The 19,084-nt window shown below is 50.6% G+C and carries 21 protein-coding genes; 12 read left to right on the top strand and 9 right to left on the bottom strand.

The annotated features are described in order from the left end of the window. Positions 1-137: 137 nt before the first annotated feature. Positions 138-1,220 carry a suppressor of fused domain protein gene (locus ACRRNK_RS20605; RefSeq protein WP_433944459.1) on the bottom strand — a complete coding sequence of 361 codons (1,083 nt, stop codon included), beginning with the start codon at positions 1,218-1,220 and terminating at the stop codon, positions 138-140. A 242-nt stretch (positions 1,221-1,462) separates the two neighbouring features. Here ACRRNK_RS20605 and ACRRNK_RS20600 point away from each other — a divergent pair, with 242 nt between their 5' ends. Then, complete coding sequence (locus tag ACRRNK_RS20600; RefSeq protein ID WP_433944458.1) at positions 1,463-2,422, top strand: DMT family transporter; 960 nt, start codon at positions 1,463-1,465, stop codon at positions 2,420-2,422. Between the two features lie 149 nt (positions 2,423-2,571). Here ACRRNK_RS20600 and ACRRNK_RS20595 read toward each other — a convergent pair whose 3' ends face one another. The 3 genes from ACRRNK_RS20595 to ACRRNK_RS20585 form a co-directional block, all read right to left on the bottom strand. Further along, entirely contained in the window at positions 2,572-3,216 is a 645-nt protein-coding gene (locus ACRRNK_RS20595) for a nitroreductase family protein (protein ID WP_433944457.1), read from the bottom strand. A 64-nt stretch (positions 3,217-3,280) separates the two neighbouring features. Beyond that, on the bottom strand, positions 3,281-3,703 hold the full coding sequence (locus ACRRNK_RS20590) for an RrF2 family transcriptional regulator (RefSeq protein WP_433944456.1): 423 nt from the start codon (positions 3,701-3,703) through the stop codon (positions 3,281-3,283). A gap of 208 nt (positions 3,704-3,911) precedes the next feature. Continuing rightward, on the bottom strand, positions 3,912-4,424 hold the full coding sequence (locus ACRRNK_RS20585) for a ferritin (protein WP_433944455.1): 513 nt from the start codon (positions 4,422-4,424) through the stop codon (positions 3,912-3,914). Between the two features lie 232 nt (positions 4,425-4,656). On the opposite strand from ACRRNK_RS20585, the gene ACRRNK_RS20580 reads away from it, so the two are divergent. The 3 genes from ACRRNK_RS20580 to ACRRNK_RS20570 all read left to right on the top strand — a co-directional run bounded on the left by ACRRNK_RS20580 (position 4,657) and on the right by ACRRNK_RS20570 (position 7,944). After that, the gene (locus ACRRNK_RS20580; protein ID WP_433944454.1) at positions 4,657-6,876 is read left to right on the top strand and encodes an S-layer homology domain-containing protein; all 2,220 of its coding nucleotides are present in this window, start codon (positions 4,657-4,659) and stop codon (positions 6,874-6,876) included. Between the two features lie 245 nt (positions 6,877-7,121). Next, the gene (locus ACRRNK_RS20575) at positions 7,122-7,451 is read left to right on the top strand and encodes a DUF6054 family protein (RefSeq protein WP_433944453.1); all 330 of its coding nucleotides are present in this window, start codon (positions 7,122-7,124) and stop codon (positions 7,449-7,451) included. Then, entirely contained in the window at positions 7,444-7,944 is a 501-nt protein-coding gene (locus ACRRNK_RS20570; protein WP_433944452.1) for a GyrI-like domain-containing protein, read from the top strand. Before ACRRNK_RS20575 ends, ACRRNK_RS20570 begins: the two co-directional genes overlap by 8 nt. Before the next feature lie 77 nt (positions 7,945-8,021). Here the strand turns inward: ACRRNK_RS20570 and ACRRNK_RS20565 are convergent, their stop codons facing one another. Together ACRRNK_RS20565 and ACRRNK_RS20560 are read right to left on the bottom strand one after the other, a co-directional pair. Further along, complete coding sequence (locus tag ACRRNK_RS20565) at positions 8,022-9,569, bottom strand: DHA2 family efflux MFS transporter permease subunit (protein WP_433944451.1); 1,548 nt, start codon at positions 9,567-9,569, stop codon at positions 8,022-8,024. 9 nt (positions 9,570-9,578) lie between these two features. Then, positions 9,579-10,220, bottom strand: a complete 642-nt coding sequence (locus tag ACRRNK_RS20560) for an HlyD family efflux transporter periplasmic adaptor subunit (protein ID WP_433946963.1) — start codon at positions 10,218-10,220, stop codon at positions 9,579-9,581. A 152-nt stretch (positions 10,221-10,372) separates the two neighbouring features. Between ACRRNK_RS20560 and ACRRNK_RS20555 the strand changes: the two genes are divergently transcribed. The 3 genes from ACRRNK_RS20555 to ACRRNK_RS20545 are packed head-to-tail and all read left to right on the top strand — an operon-like array spanning position 10,373 to position 11,860. Continuing rightward, the gene (locus tag ACRRNK_RS20555) at positions 10,373-10,921 is read left to right on the top strand and encodes an NAD(P)H-dependent oxidoreductase (RefSeq protein ID WP_433944450.1); all 549 of its coding nucleotides are present in this window, start codon (positions 10,373-10,375) and stop codon (positions 10,919-10,921) included. A gap of 10 nt (positions 10,922-10,931) precedes the next feature. Beyond that, a complete protein-coding gene (locus tag ACRRNK_RS20550) occupies positions 10,932-11,666 on the top strand; it encodes a hypothetical protein (RefSeq protein ID WP_433944449.1) in 735 nt (244 codons plus the stop codon). Beyond that, entirely contained in the window at positions 11,663-11,860 is a 198-nt protein-coding gene (locus ACRRNK_RS20545) for a hypothetical protein (RefSeq protein WP_433944448.1), read from the top strand. Before ACRRNK_RS20550 ends, ACRRNK_RS20545 begins: the two co-directional genes overlap by 4 nt. Before the next feature lie 191 nt (positions 11,861-12,051). On the opposite strand, the gene ACRRNK_RS20540 is transcribed toward ACRRNK_RS20545, so the two are convergent. Further along, entirely contained in the window at positions 12,052-12,738 is a 687-nt protein-coding gene (locus ACRRNK_RS20540; protein ID WP_433944447.1) for a CidB/LrgB family autolysis modulator, read from the bottom strand. Beyond that, positions 12,735-13,112, bottom strand: a complete 378-nt coding sequence (locus tag ACRRNK_RS20535; RefSeq protein ID WP_433944446.1) for a CidA/LrgA family protein — start codon at positions 13,110-13,112, stop codon at positions 12,735-12,737. Before ACRRNK_RS20535 ends, ACRRNK_RS20540 begins: the two co-directional genes overlap by 4 nt. Before the next feature lie 122 nt (positions 13,113-13,234). Here ACRRNK_RS20535 and cidR point away from each other — a divergent pair, with 122 nt between their 5' ends. From cidR to ACRRNK_RS20520, 3 genes are all read left to right on the top strand, one after another. Continuing rightward, positions 13,235-14,149 carry a cidABC operon transcriptional activator CidR gene (cidR, locus tag ACRRNK_RS20530; protein ID WP_433946962.1) on the top strand — a complete coding sequence of 305 codons (915 nt, stop codon included), beginning with the start codon at positions 13,235-13,237 and terminating at the stop codon, positions 14,147-14,149. A 33-nt stretch (positions 14,150-14,182) separates the two neighbouring features. Beyond that, complete coding sequence (locus tag ACRRNK_RS20525; RefSeq protein WP_433944445.1) at positions 14,183-14,617, top strand: Rrf2 family transcriptional regulator; 435 nt, start codon at positions 14,183-14,185, stop codon at positions 14,615-14,617. 207 nt (positions 14,618-14,824) lie between these two features. Continuing rightward, positions 14,825-16,225: an amino acid permease gene (locus tag ACRRNK_RS20520; protein ID WP_433944444.1), complete on the top strand. Its 1,401-nt coding sequence runs from the start codon at positions 14,825-14,827 to the stop codon at positions 16,223-16,225. 66 nt (positions 16,226-16,291) lie between these two features. On the opposite strand, the gene ACRRNK_RS20515 is transcribed toward ACRRNK_RS20520, so the two are convergent. Further along, positions 16,292-17,365 carry a site-2 protease family protein gene (locus tag ACRRNK_RS20515; RefSeq protein WP_433944443.1) on the bottom strand — a complete coding sequence of 358 codons (1,074 nt, stop codon included), beginning with the start codon at positions 17,363-17,365 and terminating at the stop codon, positions 16,292-16,294. A gap of 170 nt (positions 17,366-17,535) precedes the next feature. Here ACRRNK_RS20515 and pdaA point away from each other — a divergent pair, with 170 nt between their 5' ends. Next, a complete protein-coding gene (gene pdaA / locus ACRRNK_RS20510; protein ID WP_433946961.1) occupies positions 17,536-18,354 on the top strand; it encodes a delta-lactam-biosynthetic de-N-acetylase in 819 nt (272 codons plus the stop codon). Positions 18,355-18,580: 226 nt separating this feature from the next. Further along, complete coding sequence (locus ACRRNK_RS20505; RefSeq protein ID WP_433944442.1) at positions 18,581-19,057, top strand: MarR family winged helix-turn-helix transcriptional regulator; 477 nt, start codon at positions 18,581-18,583, stop codon at positions 19,055-19,057. The last annotated feature ends 27 nt before the right edge of the window (positions 19,058-19,084 follow it).

Raw genomic sequence — 19,084 nt, 5'->3', positions numbered from 1 at the left:
GACCACTAATAGGTTGATAAAAAGATAATGAGATCGCAAATAGATAGTGAGAGACGCCTGCTCCGATTAGCAGCTTAGCCATTCGGTCACCCAGCCGATCAGCACCACTTCGCTAGCCGCCCAGCGATGCCTGGCGATCAGCCAATCGTCTCCACGATCTGGCCATCCTGGTCCCGGATCAAGGTTCGCACGATCTTGACGGAGAGTCCCTTGCAGGCGCTCAGCTTGAATTCCTGCGCCACCGGCTCAAGCCTCTGGCTCAGCTCGCGCACCGCTTCCTCGTTCAGGATCAGGTCCATGCCGTCTTCCTGCACATCTACGCCGGAGCTCTCACCCGCGTGGAAGGTGACCCTGCACTCGGAGGAGGACAGGGTAAGCGGATTCTCCTTCAGTAACCGGCCAGGCAGAACCTTGCTGATGACAGAGGCCTGCTTCGCCCCAATGACCAGCGTATACGTGGTTCCCCGGAACAGCCCCTTCTGCTCCTGCCAGTCCAGCTGATCCACGAACAGGAAGCCGGTACTTGACCCGTCTTTGTCCGCGCCCAGCCGTATCTTCTCGCTTAGCTGTGGATCACTTAGAAGTGAAGGTCTGGTCAAGTCTGTAACATAGAGAGGGAGCTTTCCTGATTCCGCGGCTTCCCGAAGCACTCCGGTGGTGTTCCAGGCCTGCATGGATTCCAGCTCATCACGCGTGATGCCGACCATTTGAAGGAAGCTCACTTTGCCATTCGGTGTGGTGATCTCCGGAAGGTCAGGGTCATCTATGAAGGCAAGCGCCGTCAGCTGTGTGTCGTGCTCGAGGGCGATAGGACTGTTCGCATCCATATAATCGCCCGATCTGAAGACATTGCCGCTGCTGAAAACATATCTGCCCATATTTTGCAGCAGGTTCAGCGCCCACGCAGGCGGTTCGCTCTCATCCGGTCCCTTCAGCAGACGGAAGGTCAGCTCAAATCCATAACCGCTGTACTCGGTATCCTCAGACTCCTTCTCATATAATTCCGAGAATCCGTATGTTACAAAGTGCCAATGCGGCACCGGTTCATTCTGTATATAGGCGCTGATCCCGTTAAGTGGATCCGGGCCTCCGAGCATATAAGGAATCAGGGTTCCGTAGTGCTTCGGCTCCTGATCTCCATAAATTCTCTGCATCTGCGCATCAATGGCATCCCATCCGGGTGCCTGATCATCCTCAAGCTCGTGGTCGATGTGGCTCATCAAAAGGGCCTCCTGTCTATGTCGTCATTTTTTTGCTTTTATCCGCTAAATTCTAACATGGACAATGACATCCCGTGGTCATATTTGGTAAAAACATGACTTTAGTCCTTCATAAGCTGCCAGATAGAAAGGAGAAACTTATATTTTTCCGGGGATTGTATTGTTGTCCGCAACTAACCCATATAGAATAGAAGTGCACATGAAACTTCAGTCTGCATGACAGACGGTAAAGGAACTTATATATGAACAATCAATCTCTAGTGAAGGCTTACATGGCCGCAATTGCAAATGCGCTCATTATTGGTTTTTCTTTTATTTTTGTGAAAATCGCGCTTGAGAACGCATCCCCTTCGGATATTCTCGCACACCGGTTCACGGTATCCCTGATTGCTGCCGTCCTGCTGCTGCTCCTAGGCCGAAACCGGCTGAGCATCCAATGGAGCAGTGTCCTGCGAATTCTACCGCTGGCCATCTTCTACCCGGCGCTCTTCTTCGCGTTCCAGACCTTTGGCCTGGTCTATGCTTCATCGTCCGAAGCGGGGATTATTACGGCGACAGTTCCCATTCTTACCATGATTCTGGCCTCGCTGCTGCTGGGGGAACGGGCGAGTCTCCTGCAGAAGCTGAGTATGCTCCTGTCTGTGGCCGGGGTAATTTTCATTTTCTTGATGAAAGGGACTCAGGCTCATTCGGTTAACGCCGCTGGCCTGATCCTGATTCTGTTATCCGCGCTATCCATGGCCATCTACACAGTGCTTGCTAGAAAGTGGATGAAGAGCCTGAAGCTTTCGGACGTGACCTTCGTGATGATCAGTATCGGATTCATCGTATTTAACGCGATGTCGCTCGCCGGACATGCAGCGGAGGGGACGATAAGCACGTACTTCAAGCCATTTACGGAGATAAGCTTCATCACCGCCATCCTTTATCTGGCTGTGCTGTCTTCTGTCTGCACTTCCTTGCTCTCGAATTATGCGATTTCCCGGATTGAGGCCTCCAAAATGAGTGTGTTCAACCAACTATCGACTGTCGTAACTATTGGGGCGGGTGCGGTTATTCTACATGAGGCGCTGGCGTACTATCATTTCATCGGAACCGTGATGATCTTGGTGGGTGTAGTCGGCGTGTGTCTGCCAAAGGGGGTACTGACCCGGAAGAAGAGGGGCCGTAGCAGCGAGGGACATGAGAGGGATGGACTCTAACGGTGTTAGAAACCAGAACAATGTCTATTCATCTGGTTAGGCTTTTCAATAATTGACCCAATAACAAGAGCTGTCCCGGCAATTTGTCATCTGAACAAATTGCATGGGACAGCTCTTCAAGTTATCGGCGGTTTTCAGTTCATTCTATATTAGTTCACAGAGTTCCAGAACGTAGTCTCTTCCACACTCAGTCTTCCAGTGAAACGGCCCGGTGCAGCAGCTTTACCGATAGCGATAAGAACAGCAGGGACCAATGTGTCAGGAAGGCTGTACGCTTCCTTGAACTTCTCTGCATTGAAGCCGCCCATAGGCACGGTATCATAGCCTTTAGCTTTGGCGATAAGCATAAGCTGCATGGAGACTAGGCCTGCATCCAGAAGATTGATGTTATGAAGTTTGTCTTTAGGCAGACCGCCGTACATTTTCACAATACGCTCAACCATTGCATTTTTGCTCTCTTCGGTCATCTGACCTGCTTCAACGGTCTTGGTGTAGATTTGGTCAGCCTTGTTATAGGATTCCAGATCCCCCAGAACCGCGATGACTGCTGCTGCTTCGGCTACGTGCTTCTGACCGTTCGCGATCGTAACGAGCTCTTCCTTCAGCTTCTCGTCATCAATGACAAGGAAGCGCCATGGCTGGATATTGGAGGAGGACGGTGCAGTAGAGGCAAGCTCCAGAATTTCGGTTAACTCTTCACGGGAGATGCGTACGGATGGATCGTAGGATCGAACGGAATGTCTTTCCTTCAATACGGTGTAAAGATCTTGAGCCACTTGAACTTGGTTACTCATCTGAATCACTCCTAAATATATAATATACTGTGCAATAAATCGCACAGTTAAAACCGAAAAAAGACTACATCAAATCAGCCACGGTATGTTTCTCTAATACCTGAAGCACATTTTCATTGATTTCCTGAACGATGGCAGAGAACGATTCATGCATTTCTCTTCCGAAAGCATGATCACCCGTGGTCTCAAGCATCGCGCTGCAGTAAGGACCTTTCTCTTCCAAGGCGAGGTAAACGTCCTTCAGAGAGATCTCCTCGGGTGCGCGCTTCAGCCGGTAACCACCGACTCGGCCTTCTCTTGTCTCCAGGATGCCTTCGCAAGCAAGCTTGGAGAGAATCCGGCGGAGCAGAGTGGCTTCAGAATGCAGCTGGCAGGCAATCTCGCCGCTTGGACAGCACTCCGGCTGCTTGGATAGCACAACCAGGGCCTGAACAGCAAGACCGAACCATTTGAAGTTAGGGGAACCTATTAATTTATCGTTGGACATGTTGTGGTGCCAATCCCCTCTCCTGGTAGTTCATTACCAGTATATAATTTAACTGTTACAATTTCAAGCACAGTATATAACCTATATGCGGGGACTTCGAACAACCGCTATAAGCTGTTTGAATTGTATGTTTGAACATGGAACACAAAGAAAGAGGGCGAGGAGCCCTCTTTCTTTGTGTTAAGTCAGGTATGATCCTTGCTTAGTCTTAGGCTTCCGGAGAGAACGAGCGTCCGCCAAATTCCTTATCCAGCTCGAAAAAGGCTGTGCTGTTCACATCAATCCGCTTCAGCTTTTGGATAATGCCATCGAACAGCGCTTCTTCTTCCACTTGTTCTTCAATGAACCAGGACAGGAACTGGAGTGTGGCGTGCTCCCGGTCATCCAGAGCCAGATCCGACAGATGGTAGATCCGCTGGGTGTTCACTTGCTCATGCTTGTAGGCATGCTCGAAAGCATCGAGAATCGAGTCATAATCGTTCTTGGGCTCCTCAAGTGCTGAAAGAAGCACCCGTCTGCCGCGGTCGTTCAGGAACTTATAGATTTTGGATGCATGAAACCGCTCTTCTTCAGCCTGGACTAAGAAAAAGTTGGCAAAGCCATCCCAATTGACGGCCGAGCAGTAACCGGCGATAGCCAGGTAGACATGCGCAGAGTGGAGTTCAAAATTAAATTGTTCGTTCAGAGCTTCGTATAATGATTCTTTTACCAAGTCGTCCACGCCCTTCCTGTGTTGGAAATGAGAAATCATCCTTATACTAACATATCACTTTATGCCCGGACAGCAATTAAATCACTTATTTGAGACCACCCTTTGAAAGTAATTACATTGCTCTTACATAAATCGTACACTCAATTAATACAGCTTGACTACAATCCCTAGAGAGCTTCATTTGTTCAATTGTCCAAATTGAGAAGCAGGCGAAGCTTTAGTATAAAGAGGGAGTGTAGTCATGAAGCGTTGGGGAGGCAGTTATTTTAAAGTATTTTTGGCGTTTATTCTGTTGTTAGGGGGATTAGCATCCGCATTTCCGGCCGGATCGGCCAGAGCTGAAGATGGAGTTGCAGCATCGGGAGACGGGGATTCGGTGAGCAAAGTCACCGTGACTTTCCATGGGGATGCGGCTACTTCGAAGGGCTTCACCTGGTTTACACCACTTACAGTAACAGGAAATGATGTTCAAGCGGTTGAGAAGAAAGGCGAGGAGGCTGACTTCAGTGGCGCTTTAGAATTTAACGGCACAAGCGCAGTTTCCACTAACTCACCGGGGGAGCTTGTACATAAGGCAGTGGCCACGGAACTTGCTCCAAATACGGAATACTACTTCCGGGTTGGAGATAAAGCGCTTGGGGTATGGAGCAGGACAGGTACATTCCGAACAGCTCCGAAGAGCGGAGCTTTCACCTTTATCGATCTGACCGATACACAAGCTAAAACTGAAGAGGAAGCGATTCTGTCCTCTGAGACGATCGCGAAGGCGTTCAAGACGATTCCAAACGCAGGATTTATGATGATTAACGGTGACATTGTAGATAAGGGTAAAGAAGAGACGCAGTGGGATTGGCTGTTAGGCCATACCGAAAATAGTCTCCTCAATACGACCATCGTTCCAGCAGCCGGGAATCATGAAGAGGATGCCAACAGCTTTATCGAGCATTTCAACATTAAAGAGGCAGATAACTCGGACACGAAGACCGGAGCTTATTATTCTTACAATTACGGCAATACCCATTTCGCTATCCTGAACAGCAATGAAGAGGATAATGCTACCTATGCGAATTTCTCTGAGGCTCAGGTGGAATGGCTGAAGAAGGATGTGAAGGAAGCCCGCGCAGCGGGAGCCAAATGGATTGTTGTGAATTTCCACAAAGGACCTTACACGACATCCAATCACGCCACGGACGAAGATATTATGGGACCGAACGGCGTACGCACGAAGATTGCTCCAATCATGGCAGAGCTGGAAATCGACCTGGTCTTCCAAGGCCATGATCATATCTATGCCCGCACCAAGCCGATCAAGGAAGATGGTACAGCTGAGAAGACCAATAAAATCACGGAAATGATCAATGGCAAAACGATTGAGTATACCGTCAATCCGGGAAGCCCGATCTATTTGATTCCGGCCACTGCCGGACCGAAGGTATACTACAAGAACAAGAGTGATAAGCTGGGAGACCCGTACTACAATTTATTCGAGGTTGCAGATGAGAACCATGCAGCCAAGTATGGCCCCGACCCAGCTGATGCCAAACGCCCTATGCGCAGTCAGGTTCAGAATTTCGTCGGAGTTACGATTGATGACAACAAGCTGACGGTCATTGGTTATGAGATTGACCAGAATTTGAATGACAAGAAGCCGTTCATCATTGATCAGTTCGGAATCGTGAAGAAGAGTGCTTCCGGTGGTCAAGAAGGCGGTAACAACGGTGGGGGAAGCGGCAATAATAATAGCGGGAACACCGGCGGAAGCGGGAACGGCAATGGAAGTTCCGGTTCCGGCTCAAGCGGAAATGGTGCAGGAGCGGGGAACGGTACTACTGCGCCGGGTAATGGTGGCAATGGCAATGGCAATGGCAATGGCACCGGCAACGGCAACGGTAATACGACAGGAGGCACAGGGGATAAAGATCAGCAGGCTCCCCTGGTGGCAGACATTAAAGGACACTGGGCGGAATCAGCCATCAACCAGGCGCTGACCAAAGGTATGGTTAATGGCTATGGAGATGGTAAGTTCTACCCTAACAAAGCGGTTAACCGGCTGGAGTTCATGGTCATGCTGAACCGGGTTATTGGACCTGGAACTGCTGGTTCCGGACAGAAGCTGAGCTTTAAAGACGCGAATCAAATACCCGCATGGGGAAAAGAGGCTGCTCAGAACTTGGTGAATTCCGGCCTGATCAGCGGGTATAGCGACAATACACTCCGTCCAGCCCAAGAGCTTACTCGTGTTGAAATGGCGGTTCTGGTGGCACGGGCGCTGAGCCTTGAGGTAAATCCTAAGGCTAAGCTGACTTTTGCGGACGCAGCAGCTGTTCCGGCTTGGGCCGTTCCATATGTGGCGGCGGCGGTTAATGCAGGATTGCTTAACGGAATCGAAGGCAACCGCTTTGCACCTGGGGCAAAGGCCACACGTGCTGAAGCGGCAGCAATGCTGTTGAAGCTGTATTAGACTAAGCTGAATTACAAGGAAGAGGGATTTCGCATTGGCGAAATCCCTCTTTGCATACAGGAACTCAATCTACAAGTTTCGATATTACTTGTCTTCATGCTCGCAGAATGTTGTGAAAGAGCACTGGCAGCTCTAACATACCCAATATTTGAAACACACCCCCAGGAAATGTTAGGCTGGGTAGTAGAGATACTACCGCTTAGTCGATGCGCCAACAACTCTTATACAGGGAGGATGCAAAGAAGGTGAGCGAAAGCAGATTTAAAGTGAATTTGACACCAAGAGATGTACGGGAGCTGGTAAAAGAAGGCCTGGACGCCGATCTGATCCATGAGGAGTCTCATGATTTGGGCGATGGCCGGGAGATCGGAACTCTGATCTTCGAGAAGTATTTCTTTCGGGTGAAGAACCGGGTTGCTCTTGTAGTCATAGCTGATAACATTTATGGCACGACAGAAGTCAGAGCCATTTCAACAGGCTCGTCCGAAGGGATGATCTTTAAGTTTGACTGGGGAGCCTCAGACGATTTCGCTGGAAGTGTGGAAAGGGTTTTAAGCGAATATATTGTTGATTAGAGGAGTGAAGCTGAAGATGACACTGAGCCATGAAATAACGATTGTGGAGAAACCGGCCTTTCAGGCCGTAGGCATTAAATGGGAGGGGACCTTTGCCGAGGCGGGCGCAGGCGGCATTCGCAAGGTCATTCAGGAATTGCAAGACCGCCTGCATGAAATTCAGCATGTATCCGATCCGAGTACCCTGCTCGGCCTCTCCTATCAGGTAACGGAGAGCGGCTTCATCCATTACTCCGCCATGCAAGTATCGGGGGCTGATGACATCCCTGAGGGAATGGTCAGTATTACGGTTCCGGCACTTTCCTATGCCAGATTGGAGCATCGCAAGGGACAGAATATCGACAAATCCTATGAGCGCATTTTTGCCTGGATTGAAGAGCAGGGATACAAGAAGGCTCCGGGGGATCTGACCCACTGCGAAGAATACCCGGTAGACCAGGACCCGCATACCGAGGAGCCTGAATTTAACATACTCATTCCTATACTCAAATAACCTGAATTCATACAAGTAAGGACCCCGGCGATTGCATGCCTTGGGGTCCTTTATTTTGTGCGGTGAGGCGATCACGATCACTGTTCTGGGGTATCGATCGGCCTCAAAGCAGAAGGCTTTACAGATCTTCTCAGGAACAGGGAGAGGACCAGACCGATGACGGCGATCCAGGTGGCAATAATGAAGGCGTCATTAATCCCGTGAATGGCGGATTCCTTGGAAGCAAGGCCGTAGACGACCTGAAGTGCTGCGCCCTGAGCAGTTTCAGGCGGAAGTCCTCCCGCTGCAGCCAGCGTCTGGCTGAGGTTCCCGATCTGATCGGTTACAGATGGATTGTTCGTCGTAATCACATTTCCGTAGTCAGCCAGATGCGCGGTGGTCTTTGTAGTCATTACCGTGACAAGCAGGGCCGTCCCAATTGAGCCGGCAATCTGCCTAACGGTGTTGGACATAGCCGTCCCATGGCTCCCGAGATGCCGGGGCAATTGATTAAGCCCCTCTGTCTGAACGGACATCATCAGGAGGGACATGCCGAAGCTGCGCACCGTGTAGAGCATCATAATGTGGCCGTAGGTAGTATCTGAGGTCAGCTTGCTGAACTCAAAGGTGGTGAGCGCTGTAATGGCAAGACCGATGATCGCCAGCGGCCGTGCGCCGATCCGGTCGAAGATGCTTCCCGAGATCGGCGACATCACCCCCATTAGCAGCGCGCCTGGGAGGAGGAGCAGACCCGACTCAAGCGGTGAGAAGCCCCGAATATTCTGCAGATAGATCGGCAGGAGCAGCATGGCCCCGAACATGGTCATATTTACGGCGGAGCCAATAAAGGTTGAGATGGTGAAGATATCATACTTGAAAACACGGAACTCCAGCATCGGACTGTCCATTCCGAGCTCCCGGAAGATGAAGAGCAGGATGAACACGACACCCAGCACAAGTGAAATGACGACGGTAGCACTGCTCCAGCCCTTGCTGCCCGCGGAGCTGAAGCCATACAGCAGGGTTCCGAACCCAATGGTGGAGAAGAGAGTGCCGAGCATATCGAATTTGGGTGATGACAGCTTGGACACATTCCGCAGCCAGAGCCAGGATAAGATGATATCGAGCAAAGTCAGCGGAATGACCATGATGAACAGGATGCGCCAAGTATAGTGCTCTACGATCCAACCGGACAGGGTAGGACCAATCGCAGGGGCGAACATCATGGCAATACCCATCGTTCCCATAGCGGCGCCCCGCCTTTCCGGAGGAAAGACCGTCAGGAACACGTTCATCACAAGAGGCATGATAATGCCAGCGCCGCCGGCTTGTATGATCCGGCCGATCAGCATGATCGAGAAGGTTGGAGCCACCGCGCATATGACAGAACCAACTCCAAATAGGGCCATAGCCGAGATGAACAGAGACCGTGTACCGAATGATTCAATCAGAAAGGCGGTAATCGGAATCAGGACGCCGTTGACCAGCATATAGGCGGTCGAAAGCCACTGAACGGTTGTGGCTGACACGTTAAAGTCGTTCATCAGATGCGGGATGGCCACATTTAGAAGCGTCTGGTTCAGAATGGAGATGAACGCGCCCAGCATCAGAACGGTCAGGGTGCGGCCGAGCGATATATTTTCCATAGGTGCCCCCTAAATATGAATTCTTACTGATGCGTTCATGCCTGGAACGATGCCAAGCCCTTTATAGCCCTCTACGGTAATCACAATCGGAATGACCTGAGCCACCTTGGTATAGTTGGCGTTGGTATTGGAGGTCGGGAGCAGGGAGAAGGTGCCCGCCGTGGCCAGTCCTATACTGTCTACCTTGCCCGATATGACCGTTCCGGGAAAAGCATCAATATACACGTCCACGCTCTGCCCAACTTTAACGTCGTTAATCTGTGTTTCATCAATATTGGCGGTAATCCAGAGATTATCGAAATCATAGGCCCGTCCCAGCGGCGTACCCGCCGCTACCAGGGCATTCTGTACCCCGGTCTGCTGTACAACTGTACCGGACACAGGAAGGGTAATGTCGGCTGCTCCGGCGGTGGACTGAACAGAACCAAGGCGTTCCCCCGCGCTGTAGACCTGGCCGACCTTGGCATTCCACCTTACCAGCTTACCGGCTGCGGGCGCACTGATCGTGATTGGCTGTCCGGCAACCTGCGCATTATCGGTTTTGACATAGTTGGCGTTCTGATTGTAATAGTAGATTCCTGCTCCAGCCCCGGCCAGGATCACCACAATAACCAGAATATTGACCAGTATTGCACGTGAACTCATAGGAATTGCCCCCTCTTTGTTTTATCGAAGTTCATGCTCTCATTCCTGTGAAGAGGATTTCCTGAAAGTTCTTCCCTTATTCAGTATGGGAAGCTAATGATTCTCTGTTATTTCGGGCATACCAATACACGAAGGATAGAAGGTAAAGGGGATTGGATATGAATATTTATGTCGTATATGACAGTGATAACGGCCATACTGAAGCACTGGCACGGGCCGTGGCGCAAGGGGCGGAGATTCCCGGCGCCAAGGTGCATCTGCATCATGTTAAGGATGCAAGGGTAGAGGATCTGCCCAAGATGGATGCGATTCTCTGGGGCTGCCCGGGGCATTTCGGGTCGATCAGCGGCGGGCTGAAGAGTTGGATTGATAAGCTGGGATATTTATGGGCACAGGGCGCGCTCATCGGCAAGGTAGGCGCCGTATTCTGTACAACCGCGACGGTACACGGAGGGGTTGAGGCAACGATGCTGAACTTGATTGTTCCTATGCTGCATCAAGGCATGATCATTGTCGGTCTGCCGGGAAATATCCGGGAGAATGCCCTGTATGGCTCTTACTACGGGGTTGGAGTTACCTGTCCTGTAGAGCTGTCCCCGTATGATCCGCCCAATCTGCCGTCCGAGAAGGATTTGATTCTCGGAAGAGCTTTGGGCCAGAGGGCCGCAAGCGTTGCGGCTAAATTATCGGATGCACAGACCAGGTAGGGGGCGCTCTATGGAGTACGCATTTGCAGCTTTGGTGGTCATTGGGGTTATATTCCTCGTTATTTTCAATATCAGATCCAGCAGAAGGGTCAGAGAGCAGCAGGAGAGACCCGGCGGACAAGTCTCCGGGGAAGCCGCCGCGCGATCGGACAGCGCAGCCCGTCCGGATGCCGGTGATCCTGCCCGGCTTGATCCTACTGTGATGCAGATCAATGAAATATTGGAGCCTGTAGCTGAGCGGAGGCTTGAAGACGAGCCGGAGCTTAATGCTCCGGGAGCAATTAAGGAGCAGGAGCATAGAGCGACTGTGGAACAAATTGTGAAGCCGGATCGTATAGCGACAACAGAGCAAGAGCATAGAGCGGCAGCAGAACAAATTACGAGGCCCGATTATAGAGTGCCATCGGAACAAGTCGCGAAGCCGCGGCCTGAACCGGAGTTCCGGAGCGATCCGGAATCGCGATCCCGTCAGCTAGAGCCCCAGCCAGGTTCTCATGCTCAGGAGCCAGATACACTGAGAAATGATGCCGGAGCAGCAGTGGACAAGGTTCTGGCCAGGAACATGACGACGACCCGCGATGAAGATTACCGCCAGGCTCTAAGGCAGATGGCTGAGCCGGAGCAGGAAGTGAAGACAGTGCCTGAGAGCGATGATGACGCCGGAGATAAGGCTTACCGGGAGGCTCTTCGGAACATTCTGGAGAGGAAATCAGCAGATCATAGAGAAAAGGGGCGGCAGGAATGAATAACAATAAGAGCGCAAAGAGTGACCTTCAAATGCCGGATCAGGCATTTCGCTCGGCTCTGCGGAATTTTGCCGGGCAGAAGGGGGCGGCCAAGGTGGATGCCGAATTCTCGGAGGAACTAGGAGCAGGCAGCGAGTCCTCAGTGGCACAGTGGGTAAATAAAAACCTGGGCAGACAACCCAACAATAAATGAGCCTTCAGGTCAAAGGGAAAAACCAAGAAGAACCGCACAGCCTGTATTGGGCCTGCGGTTTTTTTTGGTTTAATTAGACTTACTTCTGAACGGTTATGTTGTAGCTGCTGATCTTCTTCATGCAGAGCAAATAATAAAGCCCTGTCCCAGGGGGACAGGGCTACTTCAGTATGTGAGCAGTGTGCTTACATTTATAGACGGGCTAACATAGAGATGATGAATGGGGCTGCACCAAGGGTGAACAAGGCGGCGACAATCATCGAAATGCTTGAGATGGTGCCTGTCAGCGAGCTTAGCTCGAAGGCTTTCGAGGTACCGGTACCGTGGGCGCCTGTACCTAACAGGACACCACGCGCAACCTCGTTATCGATCCGGAACATCTTAACGATCATAGGACCGATAATGGAACCAAGAAGCCCAGTGATAATGACGAAGACGGCCGTGATGTTGGGCACTCCGCCAATTACCTCGGATACACTCATGGCAATGGGGGTAGTGACGGAGCGCGGCACAAGACTGCTCACAAGGGCGTTATCCAGATGCATGCTCTGAGCGAGCAGCAGGGAGGATACCATGGCCACAACGGAACCAGACAGGACGCTGATTAGAATCAAGACCGCATACTTCTTGAGCACTTTATAGTATTTGAACAGAGGTACGGCAAAGGCGATCGTTGCCGGCTGCAGCATGCTGCTGAGCCATTTCCCTCCGCTGTTGTAAGCTTCATAAGGGATATGAACGAGCAGAAGCCCAATGACTAGAACCAGCGGAGTGACAAGCAGCGGGGATAAATAGACACGGGGCTTGTATCCGTACAATTTTTTGCATACAAAATAAAGGCTTACCGTGATGAACAGACAGATCAGACCTGTAATCATACTTGCTTCTCCTTTCGCTTGGCAATTCGGGACGCTGTAAGGCCCGAGCTGGCCATAACAATAAATGTACTAAAAATAACGACGATCAGGATGCGAACTCCATCACTTTCAAGCATAGGAATATATTTCATTACACCTACCGCGGAAGGGATGAAGAACAGCAGCAGCTCGGCCAGCAGCCAATTGGCCCCCTTCTCGATCCATTCCAGCTTCAAGACACCGGTCTTCAGCAGGGTAAATATGACGATAATTCCCAGGATACTTCCAGGTATATTCAAGTGGAGCAGGTCCACAATTTTATTCATAGCCATGGAAATAAAGAACAGGATGGCGATTTGTAGAACACCCATCAGCAAAGACTTTAGTTTTCCCATTTGCGAAAGCCTCTTTTCATTTTCTGTGTATATTGAAATTTTACATCAATTACTTTCATAGGTATAATGCATATATTGAATATTTCACATTCCAAATGGCTATGAATGAAGAGGTGCTTCCTGTGGATATCCGTCAATTGCAATATCTGATCGAGGTAGCCCGTTTGAAGAGCTTTACGAAAGCGGCTGAGTCGCTGTATATCACACAGCCGACCATCAGCAAGACGATCAGGCAGATGGAAGAGGAGCTTGGGATCGTCTTGTTTGACAGAGTTGGCAAGCGGATCAGTCTAACGGATGCCGGACAGATTATGGTTAACCAGGCTCAGAATATCGTCAAGTCATTCAACAATATGTCGGCGGAGCTGGACGATCTGCGGAATTTGAAGAAGGGGCATATTCGAATTGGTCTTCCGCCAATGGTAGGAGCCAGCTTCTTCCCAAAGATCATCGGACAGTTCCATAAGCGGTACCCGGACATTACGATTCAGCTGTTCGAGGACGGGGCCAAGAAGGTGGAGGCGGATACGGACAGTGGGGCGCTGGATGTAGGTATCACTGTGCTGCCCGTAACTGTGGAGGGACTTGAGTGCTTCTCCTTTGTGGAAGAGAAGCTGAATCTGATCGTGCACCCGTCACATCGGCTAGCTGGCCAGAAGGAGGCCCCCTTGACCGAGCTTGTAGAGGAGTCCTTTGTCTTGTTCCGGGAGGACTTCGTTCTTCATGACCGGATTATTACGGAATGTATGCGCGTTGGATTTCAGCCCCGAGTCGTCTATGAAAGCTCTCAGTGGGATTTAATTAGTGAGATGGTAGCGGCTAACCTGGGAGTCGCTCTCCTGCCAGAGACGGTGTGCCGGGAAGTGGACCCTTCCCGGGTTACCATTTTGCCTCTGGTGGACCCGGTAATTCCCTGGAACCTGGGTATCATTTGGCGGGAGGACCGCTATTTGTCGTTTGCTGCAAGAGAATGGATTCGTTTTGCCCAAGAGGTATTAACCGGAGGGAATAACAAGCAGGGGGAGTCTCTGGTATAATTAGGCCTATACTAGGCTTAGGAGGTAGACGAAATGGCGATCAGCAGCCGCTTTTCTGTTGCAGTGCATATATTATCTCTGCTCGATCTGGAGAAGGAAGGGCGTATTACTTCCGAGTTCATTGCGGGCAGTGTCAATACGAATCCTGTCGTCATACGCCGGATTATGAGTATGCTAAGCCGTGCGGGGCTTGTGATGACCTCAGCAGGGGTGGCAGGAGCCAGGCTCGCACGCCCGCTTGCAGATATCACCTTGCTGGATGTATACCGGGCAGTTCAGGTGGATATTTCAGATGAGCTGTTCTCCATTCACAGCAATCCGAATCCAGAATGCGCTGTCGGACGGAACATCCAATCGACTCTCGAGTCTTCCTTCACCCGGGCGCAGAATGCAATGGAACAGGAACTTTCATCCATAACGATGGAGCAGGTTGTCTCCGATCTGGTTCAGCGCGAGTCTGCCAAGTAAGCGCTCAAAAACTTGGAATATCGTCGAAAGCATCCCATCGGGTGCTTTTTTTATGCCAATAAATTTGACAAAAAGGAAAAGTAATATATTACCTCACAGCTTATTCTTCTTTTGTTTGGTTAAATTCCTTATAATAGCGAAATATGATACATGAAATCGTAAATCATAACAGCTAGAGCTGACTAAATTTAGAGTAGGGGAATCCGGATGAATATAATGAGAAGGAAGTCCATCTCAGCAATGATGGAGATGAAGGACAAGGGTAACACATTAAAGAAAGAGCTGGGCGCATTTGACCTGACGATGCTTGGTATTGGCTGCGTGGTGGGAACCGGGATCTTTGTAATGACCGGGGTGGCAGCAGCCCAGCATGCAGGTCCTGCCCTGATCTTGTCGTTCATAATAGCAGGACTGGTCTGTGCGTTCTGTGCTCTCTGTTATGCGGAACTGGCCTCGATGGTGCCTGTCTCCGGCAGTGCGTATACCTACAGCTATGCCACTTTCGGAGAGATCATCGCCTGGATCCTCGGATGGGACCTCATCCTGGAATATGGATTTGCTGCTTCAATGGTAGCTAGCGGATGGTCGGGATATTTTCAGGGCCTGATGTCCGGCTTTGGTATTCATCTGCCGCATGCCTTCACGAGTGCTTTTGATACAAGCAAGGGCACTTATATTGATCTGCCAGCCATTCTCATTGCGCTTCTGCTGACCTTTGTGGTCTCGCGGGGAGCCAAGGAATCAACCCGGCTAAATACGATCATGGTGGTAATTAAGATCGCAGTCATCGTGCTGTTCCTCGTAGTCGGAGTCTTCTACGTGAAGCCCTCCAACTGGACGCCATTCATGCCATTTGGGTTCAGTGGTGTGATGACGGGCGCGGCTACCGCGTTCATCGCTTATATCGGCTTTGATGTAGTCGCTACCGCGGCGGAGGAAGTACGTAATCCGCAGAGAGATCTCCCGCGCGGAATTATAGCTTCCCTTATTGTGTGCGCCCTGCTGTATGTGCTCGTAACTGCCGTGCTGACAGGCATTGTGCCTTATCATCTGCTCGATGTGAAGAACCCGGTGGCTTTCGCCATTCAGTTCATTCATCAAGATTGGATTGCCGGATTTATTTCACTCGGAGCCATTATCGGGATCACTACGGTATTATTCGTGCTCTTATACGGACAGACCCGTCTGCTCTATGCAATGGGACGCGACGGCTTGCTTCCGAAGAGGCTGTCCAAGCTGAATCCTAAGACCAAAGCGCCTACGGTCAGTACGTGGGCAACAGGAATTATCGTTGCGTTCTTCGCAGGCGTACTTCCTCTGGACAAACTGTCGGATCTGGTCAGCATCGGAACGCTCTTCGCGTTCATCTCGGTGGCCATCGGCATTATTATTCTGCGCAAGGCTCGGCCGGATCTGCAGCGTTCGTTCCGGGTACCATGGGTACCGGTGATTCCACTGCTGGCGATCATTTTCTGTGGGTATCTGCTGTTCAGCCTGCCGCTGGTGACCTGGGAAGCTTTCCTGATCTGGATGGTGATTGGGTTGATTGTTTATTTTACCTACAGTGTAAGAAACAGCGGGCTTACAAAGCCTGGGCAAGACGAATAAGAAATAGACAAAGAGGCTGGCACCTGTCGTGAAGACGGGTGACCAGCCTCTGTTTGTTTAGGTTGATCATGTGAGATTGCTAACCTGATGAACCGCATACATCATTCCAGCCAAGCCTCCTGCAAGCAGGACGTAGGTAATTCCGTAGCCTATGCGTGTAGCTACCGGGACATCATAATATTTGTTGTTCTCAAAGACCTCGTAATCGACCTGGCATTGTATGCCCAGATGCAGGCCGTCTTCCTTTTCTATATGATCGATGTGAACAACCTGCACTCGCTGGATCAGCCCCTGCTGAGGCAGGGCGATCAATCCCTCGAAATCCAGTCCCTCCCATACCGCCTTAACATATTGCTGACCGTCCAGTTCGCTGTACGTGGTGAAAGGCAGGTCTCTCCGGTGCCCAGTTCCAGGGATAAGGTACCCCTGTTCCCGCAGATGCTCTACTGGAACCTGGAAGGTACCCCGATGTGAACGTGGATCCTGCTTCTTCTTGCGTGCGTATTTCTGGTACAGTTCAATGGCGAACAGAATCCAAATAATTAGCAATAAGTATGATTTCAGGTAAATGATGACGTAGAGACCGCCAACGAGACCAACTAGCCATAGCCAGCGGGTTACTGCCGTGGCAATTCTGCCCCCATCAAGCGGATGAATGGGCAGCAGATTAATCAGGTTAAGGAAGAAGCCCACATTAGCGAGTGCATACAGCAGAGGACTGTCCAGGTAATACGCAGCGCCGAACATGACCAGGGCGCCGAGACTTCCAAGGATAGGGCCGCCCAGTGCGATATAGGCCTCGGTCTGGGCATCCCGCGGATTCCGCTTCATTGTGATTAATGCACCGAGAAAAGGAATGAATAACGGCGCGGATACCGGCAGTCCCTTCCGTTTGGCGGCGAGCACATGACCAAGCTCATGAACGAACAGGAGCAGGACAAGACCTGCAGCAAAGCCCCAAGGGTAAATGATGGCGTAAGCTCCTATGGACACCGCCATGGAGATAAGGGCACCGCCCAGTTTGCTGAATTTCAAGAGCGCGAGCAGCGTCTTTCCTTTAGCAAGGATTAATGCGAACAGACTGCCCAGCCACCAGAGGGAGCTCTTCTTCTGGGTCTTCTGGTTTTGTTGTTCCTCCAATTGCCTTCCTACTTTCTGTAATGGGATTAGTAAATTCTGCGATTCGGGTATAGAAGCGGCCTAATTTACAAAAGTTAAGATCATATTGGTATAAACAAAGGGTACTTCACGAATATACACAAGGGAGAACATCAATGAAACGTAAGGTATGGGTGGCGGCAGCCATATGCATGTGCTTGGGAATAAGCTTGGCTACATCAGGTAATACGGTCAGGGCAGATGGACCGTTTCATTTCGGGTTCAAGAAGAGTGTTAATGGAAGTCTCCCCTCTATCAACGAGGAAGGATTCAAGGACATTATCGATAAGAATGGAGCTATCTTCACTGGCGACACCACCAAGAAGGACATCTTCCTAACCTTTGATAATGGCTATGAGAATAAAGGCTATACCTCCAAGATTCTGGATACCTTGAAGGAGAAGAAGGTGCCTGCGGCGTTCTTCATTACCGGCCACTATGTGAAAGATCAGCCTGAACTGGTCAAACGAATGGCCGCGGAGGGACATATTATCGGTAACCATTCTTGGAGCCATCCGGATATGACAACGGTATCCGATGAGCGCATTAAAGAAGAGCTGGATAAGGTGAAGCAGGCCGTGTCGGAAGTTACCGGACGGAAGGAAATGACTTTCCTGCGCCCGCCAAGGGGGATATTCAATGATCGTACCTTGAGTGTTACCCGCCAGTACGGATATACGAATGTCTTCTGGTCTGTGGCTTACAAGGATTGGGATGTGAATGACCAGAAGGGCGCGGACTACGCGTTCCGAAAAGTGACCAGTCAGCTGCATCCAGGCGCTGTACTGCTTATTCATGCGATTTCCAAAGATAATACGGATGCGCTTGGGGCTATCATCGATGAAGCCAGAAGACAAGGCTACACGTTCAAGAGCTTGAAGGACCTGCCTGGTCAGCAGAAGACGCCGCCAGCTCCTAAGCCGTCCGCAGAACCTAATCAGAAGACGCAGCAAGGAGCCTTAAGCAATTAGCAATCCTAATTGCAGCCAAACCTGAGTCACGCCCAGACAGGCGACCGGGCAAATATATTGTGATTGCATATAACAAGGTCCCTCCAATTGGGGGCCTTTTTGGTATCTATTTAAGATGGAATAAACATAATTGACTTGGCTTGGCGGGAGGAATATAATTAGCTTTGCAATATAATAGGTTACCTAATTATTAAACAATGCAAACAAATCCAAAGAGGGTGAATAAATGGACATCAATGAGAATCCGAAGGTACAAAGGCTGTTCGAGGCCTTTAACCGTGCCCGCAGGGCGGATTGGCGCAGACCCTCAGTAGGGCAGTGTAAGCCAAGTGAGATGAAGCTGCTCTTTTATATCAAGAGAGGCATGAAGAACCATGAGGAGGGATTCACAGTATCAGAGCTCAGCAGTGCGCTGGAGGTAACCTCGCCCACGGTTACCCAGCTGATTAATAGTGTGGAGGCGGGGGGATTAGTGGAACGTAGGATGGACCCGAACGATCGCAGGGTTGTCCGTGTCAAGCTGACCCCCGAGGGTGCCGAGTTAACACACAAAGCGATGGAGTCTTTCTTTGGAAGGTTCTATGAATTATATGAGCATTTGGGTGAGGAACAGAGCGAGCAGCTGGCAGAGCTGCTTGAGAAGGTTACCCGGTTCTTGAGTGATCATCAGGGACGGGGAGAGGAAGAGAAGCGTAATCAATAGATACACGATGTTGAATCGTGGGAGGGG

The organism is Paenibacillus sp. SN-8-1, from assembly GCF_050995535.1.
Classification (GTDB): domain Bacteria; phylum Bacillota; class Bacilli; order Paenibacillales; family Paenibacillaceae; genus Fontibacillus.
This window is presented reverse-complemented; position numbering and strand designations above follow the sequence as displayed.